This is a genomic window from Candidatus Zixiibacteriota bacterium (assembly GCA_016933955.1).
Taxonomy (GTDB): Bacteria; Zixibacteria; MSB-5A5; order GN15; family PGXB01; genus JAFGTT01.
Map to the genome: position 1 here is coordinate 1 of JAFGTT010000025.1, position 20,699 is coordinate 20,699.

The 20,699-nt window shown below is 48.0% G+C and carries 20 protein-coding genes; 11 read left to right on the top strand and 9 right to left on the bottom strand.

Annotated features, from left to right (window positions below; all coding sequences use genetic code 11):
• Positions 1 to 404 precede the first annotated feature (404 nt).
• A complete protein-coding gene (locus tag JXQ28_08315; protein MBN2277733.1) occupies positions 405 to 959 on the bottom strand; it encodes a hypothetical protein in 555 nt (184 codons plus the stop codon).
• Between the two features lie 338 nt (positions 960 to 1,297).
• Here JXQ28_08315 and JXQ28_08320 point away from each other — a divergent pair, with 338 nt between their 5' ends.
• The 4 genes from JXQ28_08320 (at position 1,298) to JXQ28_08335 (ending at position 3,546) form a co-directional block, all read left to right on the top strand.
• A complete protein-coding gene (locus JXQ28_08320) occupies positions 1,298 to 1,585 on the top strand; it encodes a PEP-CTERM sorting domain-containing protein (protein ID MBN2277734.1) in 288 nt (95 codons plus the stop codon).
• Between the two features lie 182 nt (positions 1,586 to 1,767).
• Positions 1,768 to 2,460 carry a ubiquinone/menaquinone biosynthesis methyltransferase gene (locus JXQ28_08325; protein MBN2277735.1) on the top strand — a complete coding sequence of 231 codons (693 nt, stop codon included), beginning with the start codon at positions 1,768 to 1,770 and terminating at the stop codon, positions 2,458 to 2,460.
• A 45-nt stretch (positions 2,461 to 2,505) separates the two neighbouring features.
• Positions 2,506 to 2,658 (top strand): hypothetical protein, encoded by a 153-nt coding sequence (locus JXQ28_08330; GenBank protein ID MBN2277736.1) that lies wholly within the window; start codon positions 2,506 to 2,508, stop codon positions 2,656 to 2,658.
• Positions 2,659 to 2,718: 60 nt separating this feature from the next.
• Positions 2,719 to 3,546 (top strand): 4Fe-4S binding protein, encoded by an 828-nt coding sequence (locus tag JXQ28_08335; GenBank protein MBN2277737.1) that lies wholly within the window; start codon positions 2,719 to 2,721, stop codon positions 3,544 to 3,546.
• A gap of 88 nt (positions 3,547 to 3,634) precedes the next feature.
• Here JXQ28_08335 and JXQ28_08340 read toward each other — a convergent pair whose 3' ends face one another.
• The 3 genes from JXQ28_08340 to JXQ28_08350 form a co-directional block, all read right to left on the bottom strand.
• Positions 3,635 to 4,579, bottom strand: coding sequence for a YihY/virulence factor BrkB family protein (locus tag JXQ28_08340; GenBank protein MBN2277738.1), 945 nt, complete (start codon positions 4,577 to 4,579; stop codon positions 3,635 to 3,637).
• 94 nt (positions 4,580 to 4,673) lie between these two features.
• Positions 4,674 to 5,570 (bottom strand): mechanosensitive ion channel, encoded by an 897-nt coding sequence (locus JXQ28_08345; protein ID MBN2277739.1) that lies wholly within the window; start codon positions 5,568 to 5,570, stop codon positions 4,674 to 4,676.
• Between the two features lie 214 nt (positions 5,571 to 5,784).
• Entirely contained in the window at positions 5,785 to 7,602 is a 1,818-nt protein-coding gene (locus JXQ28_08350) for a M3 family oligoendopeptidase (GenBank protein ID MBN2277740.1), read from the bottom strand.
• 235 nt (positions 7,603 to 7,837) lie between these two features.
• On the opposite strand from JXQ28_08350, the gene JXQ28_08355 reads away from it, so the two are divergent.
• From JXQ28_08355 to JXQ28_08385, 7 genes are all read left to right on the top strand, one after another.
• A complete protein-coding gene (locus JXQ28_08355) occupies positions 7,838 to 8,338 on the top strand; it encodes a ferritin family protein (GenBank protein MBN2277741.1) in 501 nt (166 codons plus the stop codon).
• A 36-nt stretch (positions 8,339 to 8,374) separates the two neighbouring features.
• On the top strand, positions 8,375 to 9,994 hold the full coding sequence (gene pruA, locus JXQ28_08360; GenBank protein ID MBN2277742.1) for an L-glutamate gamma-semialdehyde dehydrogenase: 1,620 nt from the start codon (positions 8,375 to 8,377) through the stop codon (positions 9,992 to 9,994).
• Between the two features lie 271 nt (positions 9,995 to 10,265).
• Positions 10,266 to 11,396, top strand: coding sequence for a DNA cytosine methyltransferase (locus JXQ28_08365; protein MBN2277743.1), 1,131 nt, complete (start codon positions 10,266 to 10,268; stop codon positions 11,394 to 11,396).
• Between the two features lie 42 nt (positions 11,397 to 11,438).
• Positions 11,439 to 12,338, top strand: coding sequence for a hypothetical protein (locus JXQ28_08370; protein MBN2277744.1), 900 nt, complete (start codon positions 11,439 to 11,441; stop codon positions 12,336 to 12,338).
• 67 nt (positions 12,339 to 12,405) lie between these two features.
• Positions 12,406 to 12,822 (top strand): very short patch repair endonuclease, encoded by a 417-nt coding sequence (locus tag JXQ28_08375; GenBank protein MBN2277745.1) that lies wholly within the window; start codon positions 12,406 to 12,408, stop codon positions 12,820 to 12,822.
• Between the two features lie 286 nt (positions 12,823 to 13,108).
• Positions 13,109 to 14,626, top strand: coding sequence for a carboxypeptidase M32 (locus JXQ28_08380; GenBank protein MBN2277746.1), 1,518 nt, complete (start codon positions 13,109 to 13,111; stop codon positions 14,624 to 14,626).
• A gap of 190 nt (positions 14,627 to 14,816) precedes the next feature.
• Positions 14,817 to 17,354: a CocE/NonD family hydrolase gene (locus tag JXQ28_08385; protein MBN2277747.1), complete on the top strand. Its 2,538-nt coding sequence runs from the start codon at positions 14,817 to 14,819 to the stop codon at positions 17,352 to 17,354.
• Between the two features lie 178 nt (positions 17,355 to 17,532).
• Here JXQ28_08385 and JXQ28_08390 read toward each other — a convergent pair whose 3' ends face one another.
• The 5 genes from JXQ28_08390 to JXQ28_08410 all read right to left on the bottom strand — a co-directional run bounded on the left by JXQ28_08390 (position 17,533) and on the right by JXQ28_08410 (position 20,604).
• A complete protein-coding gene (locus tag JXQ28_08390) occupies positions 17,533 to 18,036 on the bottom strand; it encodes a cupin domain-containing protein (GenBank protein ID MBN2277748.1) in 504 nt (167 codons plus the stop codon).
• Positions 18,037 to 18,050: 14 nt separating this feature from the next.
• On the bottom strand, positions 18,051 to 18,707 hold the full coding sequence (locus JXQ28_08395) for a TrkA family potassium uptake protein (GenBank protein ID MBN2277749.1): 657 nt from the start codon (positions 18,705 to 18,707) through the stop codon (positions 18,051 to 18,053).
• A gap of 4 nt (positions 18,708 to 18,711) precedes the next feature.
• Positions 18,712 to 20,058, bottom strand: coding sequence for a hypothetical protein (locus tag JXQ28_08400; protein MBN2277750.1), 1,347 nt, complete (start codon positions 20,056 to 20,058; stop codon positions 18,712 to 18,714).
• 131 nt (positions 20,059 to 20,189) lie between these two features.
• On the bottom strand, positions 20,190 to 20,396 hold the full coding sequence (locus JXQ28_08405; GenBank protein ID MBN2277751.1) for a hypothetical protein: 207 nt from the start codon (positions 20,394 to 20,396) through the stop codon (positions 20,190 to 20,192).
• Position 20,397: 1 nt separating this feature from the next.
• Positions 20,398 to 20,604 carry a helix-turn-helix transcriptional regulator gene (locus JXQ28_08410; protein ID MBN2277752.1) on the bottom strand — a complete coding sequence of 69 codons (207 nt, stop codon included), beginning with the start codon at positions 20,602 to 20,604 and terminating at the stop codon, positions 20,398 to 20,400.
• Between the last annotated feature and the right edge of the window lie 95 nt (positions 20,605 to 20,699).

Below are 20,699 nucleotides of genomic sequence, written 5' to 3' on the forward strand. Positions count from 1 at the left end.
CGCCTGCGGCATAAATGCCTCCGGCGGATCCACCCCTCTCAAGAGGGGATAATTAGGATGGATTCCCGATCAGGTCGGGAATGACAAGAAAGAGGGAATGACAAGAAAGAGGGTCGGGAATGACGGGATTTTTGGGGGGATGACCTCTTGCGGGGATGACAGGCAAAGGGCTGGAATGACAGGAAGAAAGAGAGAAAGGTAAAAAAGATTTCTGGGGTAGACAAGGGCGTCTGCCGCCCGCAATTGTGGATTTGAAAACTCCAATCGCCCGGGTAATTCCATTAGACCGGACTGTATATTTGAATAAAAAAAACCGGTCTGATTATGGTAAACCAGTGACCGGTTTTTAATTTTTCGGCGTTTTATTCGAAGCGCCGATCTGTTGAATATGATATGAAAATCGTTTAAAAGGCTACGGCCGATACTCCGATCTGCAACTGGGTATGGTTATAGTCAAAAAGCGGATCACTGCTTTTGCCGAACGACAAACTGCCATGAACCTGAACATGGCGAACGAATTCATAACCGCAACCAATTAAAAGCCCGGCGCCAACATCATTGCTGTCCACGTTGGATTCGAGTGAGGTCCAGTCCTGGAATCCCAGTCCGCCGACAATATAAAACGATTTTCCGACCGGGCCAAAATAGTGAAAATACCCGACTCCCGAGAATCCCTGGGCAAGAGTAATATCAGTATCCCAAATGGACTTCTCATTATAAATAACGCCATCCCTGAGAAAGACAATCATGTTCTGCTCATCCCAGGCATAGCCAATCAGAAAGTCCATGGCCAGGCCGCTCTTATTCAATACTTCATAATCATCATGGGTTACTTTGGCCACTGGTCCGAAACCGAGTCCGCCGCCCAGTACAAATCCCTTACGGTTGCCATCAAAGGCGTTGGCGCCTGCCCCAAGCATCAAAACCATTAAGATCAGGCAAATACAGGATTTCCGCATAATGCCTCCCAGTTATAGGTTTGATTTGTCGATTGATTTTGAACTTTTGCGGAAGATATTCATTTTTCTTAAATGCGCAAGTTTTTTAACACCGTAAATCGATATCTATGTCAGCGCAATTGCCCATAATACAGGGAAAAGAAGACAGGTTGACCGGGGAAGGAATGGCCGCGAATTTTAATAAAAAAGTGCAAGATAATGCAGAAAGGAGCCGGTGCTTATATGCTAAGTTGTTGACAATTATAATCTTAAATATATAAATTGGGGGCGGCACAGAAATTGCAGAATTAATGTCTGACGGATAACTTTTTAGGCCTGTGCAGATTGGAGCATAATTTATGTTGAAAAGAACTGTCATTTTCCTCATGATCCTTCTTTTTGTCGCCGCTTCCATGTCACTGGCGCTTCCCTCACCCCCGAATAACCCGACTTATACACGAACGGGTAATGGCAATGGCAACGGTAATTCCGATGCCGACACAAAAGACTGGAATGATGACGGCGGTAATTGCAACGACGGCGGTTCTTCTGATAATCCACATCCATCAGCAGTCCCCGAACCGATAACCCTGGTATTATTCGGACTGGGAATGGCAGGAATTGGAATTTACAGGCGAAAGAAGTAGGTCTTCAAAGTTTCCTCGACTTTACGGGCGACCATCGGGCCGCCCGTTTTTTGTACTCTAACCACGGCTATTTATCAGTTCCTCTTCGAAATTTATTGAAAATCCAAAATCCGAAGTTGCGTATTTCTTTTCGTTATGTATAATGAAGCCCTGATGATATGGAACTATAACGGCAGGACACCATGAGCCGCGGTTTACAGAAAATATATTCGGAATTACCCAAGCATTATGAGTTGATCGATCATATCCTGACCTTCGGTCTGGATATTCTGTGCCGCCGTCGGGCGGCCCGAATAGCGGTGGCCGATGGGGGCGAGCGCTGGCTGGATATGTGTTGCGGGACCGGCGAGATGGCGACGGCGCTCAAACGGCTAAGCCGCAACGGGACGATGCTGACGGCGTGCGATTTCTCGCTGCCGATGCTGTCTCAGGCCACCCTGAAGCCGGAGGCGAAAGATATCCGGTTCGCTATTTCCGAGGCGGGCGCCCTGCCGTTTGCCGACCATACCTTCGATTTGATTACGGTATCATTTGCCACGCGGAATTTGAATTCCAGCCGGGGGACTTTAATAAAGCGCTTTCGGGAATTTCACCGGGTGTTGAAACCGGGCGGGCGTTATGTCAATCTGGAAACCAGTCAGCCGGAATCGAGGGTGATCAGGAAGTTGATGCATATCTATGTCGGATTGACGGTTAAGCAGGTCGGGTCATGGATCTCCGGATCAAAAGAAGGATACAGCTACCTGGCCAGTTCGATCCCGCGTTTTTATCCTGCCGGGGAACTGGCGGAAATATTAAGGGAGGCGGGATTTTCCGAGATATCTTACCAGCCGCTGTTTTTCGGAATCACGGCGATCCACAAGGCGGTCCGGTGAATTATCTGGTAGTCTCATTGTTTTTGTTTGCATATTAATGTTCCGATGGATAAACTCGCCGCGCTTTCCCGAAATCTCAAGAAACAGGACGATCTGAAGATTATCAAGGTTGAGCAAAAAGAGTTCGAAATCAACGATTTCGGGCAGCCGGCCGCTATCGCCGACGGAGAAAAAATCCGATTCTTTGACTTAAATTAAAAGTTTCTTCCGTATTTAGAATTAAGAGTATTTGAATCCATAATTGGAAGGAGTATATATTTGGCGGTACGCGAGATCATTGAAATTGATGCCGATAAATGTGACGGTTGCGGACTCTGTATATTGGCCTGTGCCGAGGGGGCTATTCAACTGGTCAACGGGAAAGCGGTTTTAGTCAGCGACCGCTATTGCGATGGTCTGGGTGCCTGTCTGGGCGATTGTCCCCAGCATGCCATCACCATTGTCAAACGGGAGGCTCTTGACTTCGACGAGAAGGCGGTGGAGAATCACCGGCGTTCGGAACCGCCGCATCAGCCGGTTGAATCCCGGCTCAGTCCCCAAAACGGAAGTTATAATGCCCCCCGGAAACCGGTCCGGCCATTAGCCGGTTTTCCGACACCCGGCGGCTGTCCCGGATCACGGCCGCAGGCTTTCGGTTCGGGGGAATCTATTCCGCTTGGGAAAACCGGCAGTTCGTCATTATCCCTTCCTCAATTAACCAACTGGCCGGTACAACTGATGCTGGCTCCGATCAAAGCCCCGTATTTCGACGGGGCCGAACTTTTGATTGCGGCCGACTGCGTTCCTTTCGCCTGCCCCGATTTCCACAGTGATTTTCTGGCCGGCCGGATTCTTCTGATCGCCTGCCCCAAACTCGACCGGGTGGAAATCTATCGGGAAAAACTCCATGATGTTTTCTCTCAGAATGATATTAAATCGATCGATATCGCTTTCATGGAAGTCCCCTGCTGTAACGGTCTGGTGCAACTTGTAACGACGGCCGTGCAGGAAACCGGAAAAAATATCCCGATCAATCTGACGAAACTCGGAATCCGGGGGCAGGTTCTGGCGACCGGGAAAACCTCTCGAAAGGAGGATGCCGCATGAGTGACCTGATCAATGATGCTTCCGGGAGAAAAGAATCAACCGGGCATGTGGACCGGCCGCATAATCATGGTGCGGACCCGGAATCGTTTCAGGTCAATTCCTGACTTTGAATATCCTCATCGATGGCCTTCCGGCGCATCTGTATCCATGACATCCGCTCCCGGAAGAGCTGGCCTATTTCGGCCCCGATAATAAAGACTATCGAAGTATAGTACACCCAGAAAGCGACCACGATAATAAGAACATAGGCTCCGTATATTTTTCTAAGAGTCAGGGCATTGGTAATATAAAATCCGAACAGCTGCTTGGCTACTTCCCAGAGGACCGATGCCGAGATGGCGCTGACCAGGATTACCTTTTGGGGTCTCCGGCGGTGCGGCACCAGCCAGTACATGACATAAAAGGCGAAAAAGATTATGATAAAGGAAATGGTGGCGATGGAAAAATCCTCCACCACCCCATAACGGAACGGGGCCAGGATTTTGAGATTATCGGCGAACCCTCGGACGATTTCCAGGCTGGGCAGGATGGTTACCGAGAGAAGGAAATAGAGCAAAACCAGCAGGACCAGGCCGAAATCGTGGAGCTTGCCGATCAGGGCCGTTTCCTTGCGTCTGACCCGGTAAACGGTGTTGAGAATGGTTCTCATACTGCTGAAAAGACCGCTGGAGGCGAAAAACATACCGATCATGCCTACAATCCCGGCCACCCCCTTGTACAGCCGGAACTCATCGATCCGGGCGAACACCTTTTCTTTGACGAAAGCGGCGTAATCCTGGTAGGGAATCAGGCGGTCGATGATAACGGTTATTTCGTCGGTTACCGAGTGGCGTTCGAGAATGGCTCCGATCAAGGCGAAAATAATCAGGAGCATGGGGATAATACAGACGAATATGGAAAAGGCCAGGCCGCCGGCGAGAAGGAAAATGTGATGATCATCGAACCGGTTGTATAAACCGCCGACATAATGTTTCAACCAGCCCCAGATATACTGAACAATCCGGTTTTTCCAGACCCGATTCAGCAAATCCATTATTATACCCGATTCCATATGACCATATTATTCAAATTCACCGGTAATAGAAAGCGGTTTTCCATGGTCAACCGATATTTTTATTTTTGCCCGGCTATTCGCGACCCGGTTGGGAGAACGGGATCGGCAGGGGCGAACGCACGTGCAGGTCGCGCTGGGGAAAGGGAATTTCGATATTGTGCTGCCGGAATTTTCGTACAATGGCCGTATTTATTTCGGATTTGATGATGTAATACCGCTTGGTGTCGGGGAGCCAGATACGGAGAATCATGTTCCAAGCCGAGTCGCCGAAACTTTCCAGAAGAACATCGGGTTGCGGGACCTTCATAACAACGGGGTGCTCATCGGCCACTTCCATCAGCGCTCTCACGACGGTGTCAAGGTCGGAATTGTATGATACGCCGACATCGATTTTCATCCTGACTTTAGGATCACCGTAGGACCAGTTGGTCACATAGGATGATATAAACTCGGAATTGGGAACGATAATGGCGATATTGTTCAGAGTCTGGACGGTGGTGGCCCGCATGTTGATAGCAACCACATCGCCCTCGGTATTGCCGACCGTCACCCGGTCGCCGACCTTGATCGGCCGCTCGAACAACAAGATGATACCGGAGATGAAGTTAGAAGTGATATTTTGCAGGCCGAAACCGATCCCGACCGACAGCAAACCGAAAATAACGGCCAGTCCGGCCAGGTTGATCCCGACAAACTGCAGAGCCACGATAGTACCGGTTATCATTATCAAGTAATGGCCCATCCGAACCATGGTATAACGGATGCCCCGTTCAATATCGAAACGGATTAAAATCCGGCGAAGAATGATTCTGGTCGAAATTTTTGAGATGACATAAAATCCCACCAGAACCAGAAAAAACATGATAAGCGACAGGATTGTGATCGGAGTCTGGTTCAAATCAAACAGCTTGAAAGCCAGAATTTTCTCGATACTAATCCATATTTCGCTGAAATCTTTTTCGGGATTCATATCTGCGGCCCTCTTTGATATATTTTCGATTATTATCTTCAGTCTTGAATTGAAAATATTTTTTGGGCGGCTGAAACGCCATATAAAAAGAGTTAATTAAGAATCGCCGGGATCAAGCCGGTCAATATGATCAATCCCGGCGATTAATCAAAAAAAGTTGATGTTGGCTTAAGGCATCCCCTGTAGTTTATAAGGGAGATGCCTTAAAAAGGATCTATTTCTTCTGGTTGACCAGCTTAACAAACAGCTCGACATCGGCCATACAGCGGCTGACCGCATCGTTCCAGAATTCCTCACCGGTAAGGTCGACGCCCATATGTTTCCGGGCCACATCCTCGCTGGTCATCTTACCGGTATCGGCCATCAGGGCGATATATTTGTCGGCAAACGACGGTCCCTCTTCGCGGGCCCGGTTATACACGCCGCCGGCAAAGAGGTAACCGAAGGTGTAAGGGAAATTATAAAAGGGATTATCGGTAATATAGAAATGGAGTTTGGAGCACCAGAACAAAGGATGATAGCCATCATCATCGAGTGTTCCCATAAAGGCTTTTTTCTGCGATTCGATCATGATTTCATCGAGGCGTTCGCGGCTTAAAAGACCGGATTTGCGTTCCCGGTAGAAGGCCGTGTCGAACAGGAAGCGGGCGTAAATATTACAGAAAAGAATATAGGCATTTTGCAGTTTAAGATCGAGCAACAGCAATTTTTCGTTGACTCCATCGGCCTTTTCAAGAGCGGCATCGGAGATCAAGAGCTCATTGAAAATCGAGGCGGTTTCGGCCAGGGTCATGGGATATTCGGCGGCAAACCGCGGGGTATCCTTGAGGATATACTGGTGATAGGCATGACCTAATTCATGAGCCAGGGTCATCATGCTGTCGAGATTTTGGCTGAAAGTCATCAGGACCCGTGATTGTTTGGCAAAATCCAGCCCGGTACAGAAAGCGCCTCCGGCTTTGCCAGCCCGATCCTCGGCCTCGACCCATCGCCGGTCGATGGCCATCCGCGTGAAATCAGCCTGATTTTTATTGAAAGCTCCGAGGTTGTCGATTATGAAATCGGCGGCTTCATTGAAAGTGTAAGATTTATTCATTTCTCCCACCTGAGAGAACTGGTCATACCATTTGAAACCGTCAATACCGAGAATTTTTTTCTTGGCCTCGATATATTTTTTAATTTGCGGGGCGGCTTTGGCGACCGCACTCCACATGGCCTTGAGAGTCTCCTCTTTTATCCGGCTGTTGAGAAGCGGCTCGAGCAGTGGGGACTCCCATTTTCTTTTTTCGTAGAGAGTCAGACGAAACCCGGCCTGGAAATTGAGCGCCATGGCGGCCACCGAGGCGGTGGATCCCCAGGCCTCTTCCAGTTTTTCGAAAGCCTGTTTGCGGATTTCGCGATCGGGGCTGTTGAATTTGTTATTGAGCTGACCCACCGAGAGCCTGACGGTTTTGCCGTTTTCTTTAAAATCAACTCGCAGGTCACCGTAGATTTTACCATAAAGGCGGTTCCAGGCATGATAACCGTTAACCGCCAGATCGGTCGCCAGGGCCTCGAATTGGGGTTCCATTTTCAGTCGGGCCGTCCGCCTCATTTCATCAAGGAAAAACCGGGTTTCAACCAGTTCCTTGCCGGTAACCAGTTTCTCCCAGGCGGTATCGGACTGGTTTTCGGCAAAGGATTCGAACAGGACGAAAATTTTCTGCAATTCCGATTCAAAAACATCGATCTCGCCCTGAATTTGATGAGCTTTATTGTCATCGACATTCTGGCTGACCAGGCACTCGGCAAAGGCCGAAGCATGATTGATCCGGGTGAAAAGGTCCTGCAGTTTTATAATAAATTCGGTCCAGGCGTCCAGATTGGAATCATCCAGTTTCCGGGGGAGGCGATGGAAATCATCGACGGTGGCTTTCAGTCTTTTTCTGATATCCTCCCTGAAAGCGGCATATTGTGTCGAAGTGCTACCTCCGGGGAAGATGGAATCAAGGTCCCAGGTGGGGGTCTTGGCTGTGGTTGGGGTTTGGTTCATTTTTCGGTTCCTCCGGCTGAAGATATTTATGATTCAGATGGCATAAGCGGCCTTTTTTATATCATCTTTACGACAAAATCGCCCTATTATACTAAACCGGACTCATAATCCCAAGCAAAAATCGGCGGATTTTGTCCATCCGGGTCTTGCGGTTTTTCGCTAATCGTGTAAATTATTCGGGACGTATTATTTATTTACGCAAATTGCAGAAATTAAAATAGAAGGAGACAGGAGAATGGACGTTTTCAAGTATGCGATGCAGATGGAACTGGACGGCAAAGCTTATTATGAAAAGATGGCCGCCCAGGCCGAAAATGAGCTGGTCAAGAATATTCTGACGGATCTGGCCAAAGATGAGCAAAAGCACTACAATATTTTCAAGAGATTCAGCGAGGGTGATTTTTCCGAGGTGGAAGAATTCCGAGGCGGCAGTACCCGGGTGTTGACCAACGCCAAAAATATCTTCCAGAAATTATCCTCATCGGGTCAGACCTTCGATTTCGGTAAGGATCTTCGCAAGACCTGGCTTCAAGCCCAGGAAATCGAGAAGAAGTCCGAGGATTTTTACCGTGAAAAGGCAACCGCCGAGAAAAATGCCCAGGTTAAAAAGACGCTCGGGATTATCGCCGACGAGGAACACAAACACTGGGTTTTAATCGAGAATGTTCTGCATTTTCTCGACCGTCCCAAGCAGTGGCTCGAGGACGCCGAGTGGAACAATATGGAATCGTACTGATTTACAATTGCCTGAGATCAATTTACGGAGGATATAATGGGTATATACAAAGTTCCCGTCCCGAAAAACGAACCCGTTAGGGCCTATGCACCCGGGACTCCCGATAGAATCAAACTCGAAGATGCCATAAAGGAATTGAAGAAAACCAGGATCGATGTTCCGATGGTAATCGGGGGCCGGGAAATCCGGGTCGGGGATCCGATTAAAATAACCGCGCCGCATGACCATGCGCTCGAACTTGGGCAGTACTACCAGGGCGGCCGGGAAGAAATCGAAACGGCCGTCAAGGCGGCTCTTGCGGCCAAAAAAGACTGGGAGAATATGCCGTGGGAAGAGCGGGCGGCCATCTTTTTGAAGGCGGCCGATCTGCTGGCCGGGCCGTGGCGCTACCGGGTCAACGCCGCCACCATGCTGGCCCACAGTAAAAACGCTTTCCAGGCCGAGATCGATGCCGTTTGCGAGCTGGCCGATTTTTTCCGGTATAACGTCTATTACGCCGAGCAGATTTATAATAATCAGCCGGGGAACGATACCGGTATCTGGGACCGGATCGACTACCGCCCGCTGGAAGGTTTCATATTCGCGGTGACACCGTTCAATTTCGTCTCGATCGCCGGTAATTTACCGACTGCCCCGACTATCCTGGGCAATGTTTCGCTCTGGAAACCGGCCTCATCGGTAACCTACACGGCCTACATGATCATGCAGATTTTAAAAGAGGCCGGTCTTCCCGACGGGGTGGTCAATATGGTGACGGCTCGCGGCGCCGATGTCGGCGAGTATGTCCTCAAAAACCCCGACCTGGCCGGAATCCATTTCACCGGCAGTACGGCCGTTTTCCAGACCATGTGGCGGACGGTCGGCGGCAATATCAATAAGTACAAATCATATCCGCGGATTGTCGGCGAAACCGGCGGCAAGGATTTCATTTTCGTGCATCGGTCGGCGGATATCGACCAGGTGGCCACGGCCATCACCCGCGGGGCGTTCGAATTCCAGGGACAGAAATGCTCGGCGGCTTCGCGGGCCTATATCCCGAAGTCCATGTGGCCGGTTCTCAAGGAGCGTCTGGTGGCCGATATGAAGCAGATCAAGATGGGAACGGTCGAGGATTTCAAAAACTTCATGAACGCCGTTATCGACCGGAGTGCTTTCACCGATATCTGCGCCTATATCGACTATGCCAAGGAATCGAACGAGGCCGAGTTTATCTGGGGCGGTAATTATGACGATTCCAAAGGGTTCTTTATCGAACCGACCATCGTGCTGACGGCCAATCCGCATTTCAAGCTGATGGAGGAGGAAATCTTCGGACCGGTCATCACGCTTTATGTGTACGATGACGATAAGTATGAAGAAACCCTGCACGAGTGCGACCATACCTCGCCGTACGCCCTGACCGGGGCGGTATTTGCCCGGGACCGGATGGCGGTGGTGACGGCCGGACGGATTCTGCGTCACGCCGCCGGTAATTTCTATATCAACGACAAACCGACCGGGGCGGTGGTCGGCCAGCAGCCGTTCGGCGGCGGCCGGGCCTCGGGCACCAATGATAAAGCCGGGTCATGGTTGAACATGATCCGCTGGACTTCGCCGCGGACGATCAAGGAGAATTTCATTCCGCCGAAGGATTTCAAATACCCATTTATGGGGTAGGGAAACTATGAGGCAGCGGGGCCGGGTGATTTCATCCCGGCCTTTTTTATTCATGCAATTTTGAAAGTATGATTGTCAGGAAGAGATTGAATATATAAGAAGGGGCAGACGTAGGCTGTTCTGTGTCAAGACATAGTTTACATTATGTATCAGGCTTTTTTGTGATTGTAATTGACGCTAAACTTTTGTATTTATAATGAAAAAGCGTTTTGTAATCTGATGAGATCGGAATAATCGAGAGGTTGAGAGATTGGCTGACCATAAAAGAAATATAAGTAAATGCTGGGCAAATAACTATGTCAATGACGAAGTAGTCTTAAGGTATGGAGAACTATTTTGCGGTCCCGGCGGCCTGGCTTTAGGTGCGTTAAAAGCAAAGATAAAAAAGAACGGCATAATATACAGATTAAAGCATATCTGGGCAACTGATTATGATTTTGATAGTTGTCAAACATATCGTAAAAATATTTGTCCAAAAGATCCTCAATCAGTAATACATGAAGATGTAAGAAAGCTTGATTTAGAGTCATTAGGACCTATTGATGTTTTTGCGTATGGATTTCCTTGTAACGACTTTAGCATAGTTGGCGAATCAAAAGGATTTGATGGCGAATTTGGCCCGCTATATACATATGGTGTGAAGATATTAAATATCTTTAGGCCAAAAATATTTGTGGCCGAAAATGTTTCTGGTTTAAGAAGTGCCAATAACGGTAATGCCTTTAATGTAATTATGAACGATTTAGAGTCAGCAGGAGCGGGTTATAACTTAACTACAAACTTATACAAGTTTGAGCACTATGGTGTACCTCAAACACGACATAGAATACTTATCATTGGAATTGAAAAATCTCTCGGCTTGAGATTCCATGTCCCAAAGCCAACAACGGTGGAAAAACCACCGACTGCTTCACAAGCAATTGAACATCCACCGATTTCTGCAAACGCCCATAATCATGAAATAACTCGTCAATCCAAGAAAGTAATTGAACGTTTAGAGCGTATTAAACCTGGTGAAAATGCATGGAATGCAGATTTGCCAGAAGAACTACAGCTTAATGTAAAAGGTGCACGTTTAAGCCACATTTATCGAAGATTACATCCTGATAGACCATCATATACAATCACCGGAAGTGGCGGTGGTGGAACTCATGGTTATCATTGGAAAGAATCACGTGCATTGACAAACAGGGAAAGAGCCAGGATTCAGACATTTCCGGATGATTTTATATTTATGGGGTCAAAAGAAAGTGTAAGGAAGCAAATTGGAATGGCTGTTCCACCAATGGTCTCTGAATTGATCTTTAATTGTATTTTAAAGACTATTGTAGGAACGAAGTATAAACATTTAGATTTTTCAGAATTGTCCTTAGAAAATAGTCAATTGGAACTAAGCGTGTAGTTTAATAGAGAATTATGTCAAATTTGGAATCACGGAGTCTGAATGACAAAAAAAGAAAAAGAGATTATCAGTAGGTCATCAACCAGCGTTGCAGAGAATCTTACAGTGAATACAAAAGACGCAATAAGTATTGTAACAAAGGCTATAGCCGGTGGCGAAATCCAAGAAATTAACGAAACGGAAATTGCTAACTGGATCAAAGATAGACTTATTCCCAATACAATATTTATTGACTTCGATGGCTATACAAAAATGTGTGTGGATGCCCTCAAGATTGCATCAGTAACAGCTGCAACAGATTATGGAAGCAGCAGACAACGTGACCTAGGCCAATTATGGGCAGACATGACAAGGGGATATCTTGGCGAATATGCTTTTAAGCTTTATCTGAAGGAAAATTGGGGTTTGAATATAGAGCTTGGGCATGAAACAGGAGAGCTCGAAGAGTATTTACCGACAGATATTGAAAAAGTATTAGATTCGAATGGAAATTGGCGAAAAGCTAATATTCTGCTTAGTATAAAGACCACTAAGTTTAATGGAATATGGCTAGATATTCCAGGGGATCAATTTAATCATTCTGATATTCATACGTTAATTAAAGTCGCTGCAGGAAGAGACCATTTATTTGCGTATTTAAAGGATTTAAGTGTTTTCAGAGATAAAGTGCTAAAAAGTGGGGTGGATAAGGGTAGTCTGACTGAAGTTCAAGCTAAAGAACTTTTTGATAAATTGCCAGATTTCAGTCCCATTCCTGCATATGTGTGCGGTTTTGTAAAAAAGGATGATGCATACTTGGAATTGCCATATGCAGGGAAAAAGGGGACAAAGAATTATAAAATAACTGAATGGAATGGTCCCCTTTTGCCAGGTGATCTTGACAAGATAAAAGCTACTGAAGGTATCAGTGTACCGTGTGGGAACATTGGTAAAGGGGTGTGAGACGTTTGCGGCATTATGCCTATGGCAATACTTGGATAGTAGGTTGTCAAAAGGACAGGAATAATTAATGGATAACCTCACCAAAGAGCAACGTAGAAAAAACATGCGGAATATTCGTTCAACTGATACCACTCCGGAACGGATAATATTTCGCGAGTTGAGACGTAGGAAGATCTATTTCGCTCCGCACGTAAAAAACATCCTTGGAAAACCGGATATTGTATTTCGTAGAAAACGGGTTGTTATTTTTATTGATTCTGACTTTTGGCATGGACACCCCAAAAGGGGTATTCTTCCTAAAAGCAATAAGGATTATTGGCATAAGAAAATTGAACGCAATCGAGAAAGGGATAAGCAAGTAAACAAGGCTCTAAGAAAAGAGGGATGGAGAGTGATTAGAATATGGGAATATGATATAAAGAAGAATCCTGCAAAGTGCATTACGCGTATATGTAAAGCAATAAGCAAAAAAGAGGGTGGATAAACGTGGAGTAACAAATGATAATTTCAAATAAGAAGCTCAGAATTAGAGAGGTTTTTACATGATCGGCAGACGGCCTCGTCTGCTTACAGAAATCTTGCCATTTCTGGATTCCCATTTTCATGGGAATGACATTTTTACAATATTCCAAATCAGATACCCTTTTCCGCAACATCGGCCGGAGGGATTGCGTATTGGATGATAACAGGTTAGCCCGGATTTGCCTTTGCCGGGAATTTTTATTATATTAGGCGGCACAAATCCAAACGCCTTAGGAAAGAGGAACGATATGTCCAATAATCATCAGGAAGCTTATAAAGATTTAATCGCCCGATGGAAAGAGGCTCATCTGATCGGCTCGATCGGATCGGTTCTCCACTGGGACCAGGAAACCCAGATGCCCAAAGGCGGTATGCAGCATCGGGCCGAGCAGTTGTCGTATATCTCCGGTCTGGCCCACCAGAAATCGGTCGATCCGAAAATCGGCGAATTGCTCGATATCCTGGAAAAATCACCGCTCGTGAAAGACCCGGTGTCGGACGAGGCGGTCAATATCCGCGAGATCAGGCACGAATACGACAAATCGGTAAAAATCCCCCAGAAACTGGTGGAGGAGTTTACCAAGACGGTGTCGATTGCCCAGAATGTCTGGGCCGAAGCCCGTAGAACCTCGGATTTCCCGAAATTCCTCCCGCATCTCGAGAAGGTCGTAAAACTGACCAAAGAAGTGGCCGACCATCTGGGATACGAAAAAGAACGCTACGATGCGCTTCTGGACCAGTATGAACCGGGGGCCACGACCGAGATTATTTCGAAGACCTTCGAAGGGTTCCGCAAGGAACTGGTCAATCTGGTGGCGGCCATTGCCGACTCACCGGCCAAGCCCGATGTTTCGATCCTGGAGCGAACGTACCCGATAGACCGGCAGAAGATCTTCTCGCAGGAGGCGGCGGTGGCGATCGGGTTCAGTTTCGATAACGGACGGCTGGATATTTCGGCGCACCCGTTCACGACCGGTCTGGGGCCGGGCGATACCCGGATCACCACCCGCTATAATCCGCATCATCTCGGCCAGGCCTTTTTCGGGACGCTCCATGAGGGCGGCCATGCTATCTACGACCAGGGTCTCGATCAGGCCCACAGTGGTACCCCGCGCGGAGATTCGGTTTCGCTGGGGATTCATGAATCGCAGTCGCGGATGTGGGAGAACCATGTCGGCCGGGGGCGCCCGTTCTGGAAACATTTCTTCCCCCGGGCCAAACAGATGTTTCCGGATATCCTCGGCGATGTTAAATTCGATGATTTTTATTTTGCCATCAATGATGTCCGGCCGTCGTTTATCCGGGTTGAGGCCGACGAAGTAACTTACAACCTGCATATCATGCTTCGTTTCGAAATCGAGCAGGCGTTCATTTCAGGTGATCTGAAGCCGAAGGATTTGCCGGGGGTATGGAACGAGAAATTCACCAGTTATTTCGGCATCACGCCGAAAAATGATGCCGAAGGTTGTATGCAGGATGTGCACTGGTCGGCGGGATTGATGGGCTATTTTCCGACATACTCACTGGGCAATCTCTACGCCGCCCAGTTTTACGCCCGCGCCAAAGACGATATCCGGTATCTCGAGGACCAGTTCGCGGCCGGGAATTTCAGCGAGTTAAAACAGTGGCTCAAACGGAATATCCATTCGCATGGTAAACGTTACCGGGCGGAAAAATTGGTCGAAGTGGTCACCGGTAAACCGCTCAATCATAAATTCGCCATGGACTACCTGAGGATGAAATACGGCGAGTTGTATAAACTTTAAAAATCGTTTGCCGGAAATATCGCCCATGACGGACAAAGGCCTTCGTTTAGAAGGCCCTTGTCATATGGGGCGGATTTTATATTGAATCGACCTGACCAAAATGAATAAATTAATATCAGGGCGGTATATAGTATATACTTGGAATCGGATAACTGACATCAAAAGTAAACATTAAATGGGTGAGGATATTATGTGTTTCTCAAGAACGTTCTGTCGCCGGATGTCAAACTCGAAATTTCCATTGCTGTTTATTATTCTTCTGCCGGCCGCTCTGGCTATTCTTTTTTCAGTCGCGCGGGCCGATGATTCGACCACGGTGTCAACGGGATCGGTATACCCGATCAATATTCTCGAGGATAAGGGGCGGTTTTTGCTCTATGTCAACGAGGAGGTGATTGTCACCGAGGATTTCGAATGGAAGAAGGACGGGTCGTTCAAGAGCGATTACACTACTTCCATCGCCGGGCAGTCGATTTCCACCAGTCTTGAAATAGCGGTGGGGGATGACGGTCGGTGGAATGAGATGACCATGAAAACGGTTAAGGGGGATATTACGGTTACAGTCAAAAATGATTCTCTGGAAATCAACGCGATGGGGGATTTACGGTCGATTGCCCTGCGCCCCAAAACCATCATTTTCGAGAATTTCAGCCCGGCCCTGATGAGCCAGGCAGTGATGGCTTATGATCAGGAGAAGGGCGGCAAACAGACCTTCCCGCTGTTTATCGTCCCGGCGGTGATAATGGACGGAAATCTGGAGAGGATCGATACTCAAGAGCGCGCGGTGGCCGGGGAGTTCCGGCGATTCACACTCTATCGGTACGGGTTGCCGGGCGTCGATGTGACCCTCTGGGTCGATGATGAGGATCGGATATGTTTTGGAGATGTTCCGGCCCAGCATGCGGTCTATGTCCGCGAGGGGTATGAGGTCTTGATGGTCAGGGAGGAGGCCGATTCGCTGTTGTCACAACCGAAATATGAGGTCCGGGTGGAAAAAAATGTGATGGTGCCGATGCGCGACGGGATCAGGCTGGCGACCGATATTTACCTGCCCGACAGCAGCGCTCAATTTCCGGTTATTCTGGTCCGGACACCATACAAGAAAGAAATGAATGAAATCCAGGGTCGGTACTATGCCCGGCGCGGATATGCCTATGCCGTTCAGGATTGCCGCGGCCGGTTTGGTTCGGAAGGGGAATGGGTGCCATTTTTTAATGAGCCCGAGGACGGTTATGATGCCATCGAGTGGCTGGCGGTGCAACCGTGGTCGAACGGCAAGGTGGGGATGATCGGCGCCTCATACCTGGGCTGGGTACAATGGTGGGCGGCCCGCGAAAATCCGCCGCACCTGGTAACGATCATTCCCAATGTCTCACCGCCCGATCCATATTTTAATATCCCCTACGAGTACGGAGCCTTTTTCCTGCTGGGCTCGATCTGGTGGGCCGATGTTCTCGAAAGCGAGGCAACGGCCGATATTTCCGGCAAGAAAATGTCGGATATTCTCGACAAGGAATACAATAAGTTATTAAGGCATCTGCCGGTTATCGATATCGACTCGGCTTTTCTGGGCACGACCAACACCTACTGGCGGGACTGGATTAAACATCCGAATAATGACGAGTATTGGGCCAGAGCCAGTTTTCTGGATCATCTGAAAGAGGTCGATATTCCGGTTTATCATCAATCGGGATGGTACGATGGTGACGGGATCGGGTCGAAACTCAATTATCTGGCGATGGCGGCCGGCGGCCATCAATACCAGAAACTGGTCCTTGGTCCATGGGGGCACAGCGATGAAGCCACGCGGAGAGGGCCCAACAACACCGATTTCGGACCGAGAGCGATTGTTGATATGCAGCGGAGTTACACCCGCTGGCTGGATCATTGGCTTTTGGGAATCGACAACGGTATTGAAAAAGAACCGCTGGTTTCGCTGTTTGTGATGGGCAGTAATAATTGGCTGTATGGCGAAAAATACCCTCTGCCGGAGACTCAATTCACCAAATTTTACCTGGCCAGCAAAGGCACAGCCAACACCTCTCAGGGTGATGGCTGGCTGACTACCCAATTGCCGGGCGATTCGATAACTGCAACGGATTCATATACTTATGATCCGGCCGATCCGACCCCGGATCCGACCGTGTATCTGGGGACCGATGATAATAAAGCCGACAGCGGCAAGGTGACGGATATCGATCAGGAAATCGCGCTGGCCCGGACTTATTATGGCCGGGTAGATGAAGAACGATCCGATATTCTGGTCTATGAGACGGCCCCGTTGGAGGAACCCATGACAATCGCCGGGCCGATTTCGGCCGTACTCTATGCCGCCACCTCGGCCAAAGATACCGACTGGAATATGAGAATCTCCAAGATTGAAGCTAATGGAGATATCTTCCGACTGGCCGGCGGAGTGATCCGGGCCAGGTATCATAAATCATTCGATCATCCCGAATTGCTGGAACCCGGCCAGGTTTACCAGTATCATCTGGACCTGTGGCAGACGGGAATGACTTTCGAAAAGGGAACCCGGCTTCGCCTCGAAGTAGCCTCGGCGGCTTTTCCTAAATATTCCCGAAATCTCAATACCGGCGGCCATAATGAAATCGAAACCGATTTCGTCACCGCCGAGCAAACTATCTATCACAGCCCGAAATATCCCTCGCATATTCTCCTGCCGGTGATTCCCAATCCGAATTTCAAGGATATGAATCCTGGTGAATAATTGATAGTTTATACCGGAATATGAAAAAGCCCCTGAGACGGGGGCTTTTTTATGTTTGGGCTATTTTATTGACAGAATATTATAAGTTGTCAACATGAAAACAAAAGTTATACACATTATATTAACATAAATCAGCCTATTTTTATTGGGATAGTCTATATGATATATGTACGGGAGCTTAGGAGCGCGTCAGACCAACAATTAAATCGGCTTGTGATGGATATTCAGCCAGTAGTTTTTCCCGGATTCCGGCCTGATAATCGGTGAAATCGAATCCCGGCGCGACTGTGGTTCCCATCAGGGCCCATCGGCCGCCTGCCGCAAGTCGAGATCCCTGCCAGCGGTTTTTGGGAACGACCATCTGGACCTGATGTTCCTCGGCCAAATCAGGTCCAAGGGTAATGACTTCGCTTGATCCGCCGGGATTCAGGATAAGAAGGCGGACCGGATCACCCAGGTAGAAATGATAGATTTCATCGAATGGGAGTCGATGAATAGCCGAAAAAGTATCCGGCGTCAAAAGGTAATAAATGGCGGTCGAAAGAGATTTGTTGGTTTTTAATTCAGGAGTAAGTGCTATTCTCGGCAAAATGGTTTCCGAGCGATAGGTTTCGCGGTAGTACCCACCCTCCCTCTGCAGAGGGCGCAAATTGAGGCGTCGGATAATATCCTCGGCCGTCAAATTCAATTTAGGTCTCATTCCTTGATTTTTTCGATATCCTCACCCTTGCCGAGTACAATCAGGATATCGTTTTTGGTTATTTTATAATCTCCGCCCGGGGCGAAACCGGTTTGCCCGGAGATTGAATTGCGAACGGCGATGACCTGAACATGGTACTCCGATCTGATGGCAATATCTTTGAGCATCCGGTCGATGAATTTTTTCCCCGGTTTTAATTCGGCCACATAATAGTCTCCCGAGAGGGGGAGAAAATCGAGCAGGTTCGGTTTGGCCAGGGAATGTGAAATCCGGATGGCCATCTGTTCTTCAGGAATGAGGGCATCGTTAGCGCCGACTTTCATTAAAATCCGGGCATGATCGGAGGAGTTGGCCTTGACAATAATTTTCCGGGCGCCGAGTTCCTTGAGATGGAGAGTAATTAATATCGATGCATGGGAGTCTTTACCGGTCGAGATGACAAAACAGGTATAATTCTCGACCCCCAGATTTTCCAGGAATTTACGCTCGGTGGCATCAGCGACAATGGCCAGTTCGGCCTTCTGATCCAGATCCTGGATCTTATTTTTGTCGCTGTCGATAGCGGTTACCTTGCACTTCAAATCGGCCAGTTCGCGGGCCACCGTGGCCCCGAAATTACCCAGACCGATGATGGCGAATTTTTCATCACGCATATAGTTATCCTACCATTACCTGTTCTTCGATATAAACAATCTCACCTTTTTTTGGCTCCCGGGCCAGGGCAAACACCAATGTCAGGAGTCCGACCCGCCCGATAAACATCAGCAGTATAATAAGTACCTTTCCGAAATCATGCAAGCCGCCGGTTATACCCAGCGACAAACCGACTGTTCCAAAAGCCGAAATCATCTCAAAAAGGCTTTCAATGAACCATCCATGGGATAACCGATGCGGAATGGTATGTTCCTCGGCAAACATGAAAAGAACGAACATGATGGCGATGATGGTTGCCGCGGCCACAATAACGGTCAGAGCCTTGATGACCGAATCGTGGCTGATTGTTTTTTTGAAAGCGCGAATTGAAATGCGTCCCCTGAAACGGTTATAGGCCAGAAGGAAAATGATTGCGATGGTGGTGGTTTTCACTCCGCCGCCGGTGGAGCCGGGGCAGGCCCCGATAAACATCAAAATCATTGTCACCAGCAGGCTGACCTCCGTCAGATTGGCCTGCGGGATAGTATTGAAGCCGGCGGTTCGACAGGTCACCGCCTGGAAAAAAGCATTGACCAGACTCCAGCCGAAGTTCATATCCCCGAAAACATTACCGTAATCGGCAAGCATAAAGGCCAGAGTTCCGATAAGTAGCAGAACTACGGTCATGGACAGACATAATTTGGTATGGAGGGAAACCCGGGTGCTTTTATAGGCAAACCGGGAGACAATTTCCCCGATAACGACAAAACCCAAACCGCCGCAGATTATCAGGATGGAAAAGACGCTGATAACATAGAAATTTCCGCTATAATATTCCAGACTGGTACTGAAAGTCGAAAAGCCGGCATTACAGAATGCCGAGACGGCATGAAAAATGGAATGAAAAACGGCCTCACCAATCGGGAACTGGGTCCGAAATTTTAAAAAGAGCAATCCCGCTCCGATCAGTTCGATAATGAAAGTGCTTAGAGCAACGGCCTTAAGCAAGGTCATTGGCCTGATCATCTGACCACCGCCCAAGGTTTGCGAAATTACCAGCCGATCCCGGAGGGATAGTCTCGGTACTACTGTAACCAGCAAAATGGAGGCAAAAGTCATAATCCCCAGCCCGCCGAGCTGAATCAGGGTCAAGATAACAATCTGCCCGAACAAAGAAAAATCATGGCCGGTATCAAGAACTGTCAGGCCGGTGACACAAACCGCCGAGGTCGATGTAAAAAGAGCATCAACCAATCTTAACTGATTATTGGCGGCGCTGACGGGAAGCATTAACAGACCTGTCCCGATCAGGATGGTCAGGGCAAAATAGATAATAACCTTGCGATCCGGCCTGGAGCCAATTAATTCCACTGATATATCCGTTTTTGAGGAGTAATATGCAGTATCGAGGGAGTCTTTGGCAACCTTTTAATCTATTTGGCGGATTATCCGGTGAATCCGGTTTTTCCGCCGCCCGATCAGGTCATCATTGGTATTTTCGATTATAATACATATATAAAGAGAAATCGAATTAAGGCCAGAACCGGGATCATTATTATCAGAAAATACGGTACCCGGTTATTGACGAATTCGTTGACAATCAGGCCGACCCAGACAATAAAAATGACAAAAATAATAGCCCGGTTGGCCAGCATCCAGCCAAGACGCTGACGCTCATCCATTTTCATTATATCCATCTCAGAGTTCATCTTACAGTTCCCCTGATAATTCAAACAATTCATCGGCCCGCATACCCAGCGCCCTGGCAATTTGAAAGGCCAGCAGGGCTGAAGGAACATAATGACCTTTTTCAATCGATAAAATCGTCTGGCGCTTCACTCCGACCTTATCAGCCAGTCGTTTCTGTGTCAAATCAAGCCGAGCCCGATGCTGTTTGATATGATTCTTTAATATCATCACAATTACTCTAAGTGAGTATATTGTTTATGCATAACATAAAGTATGTTATAAATGACATTTTATCAAGTAAAAAGACCCTCTGTTTTTCAGGG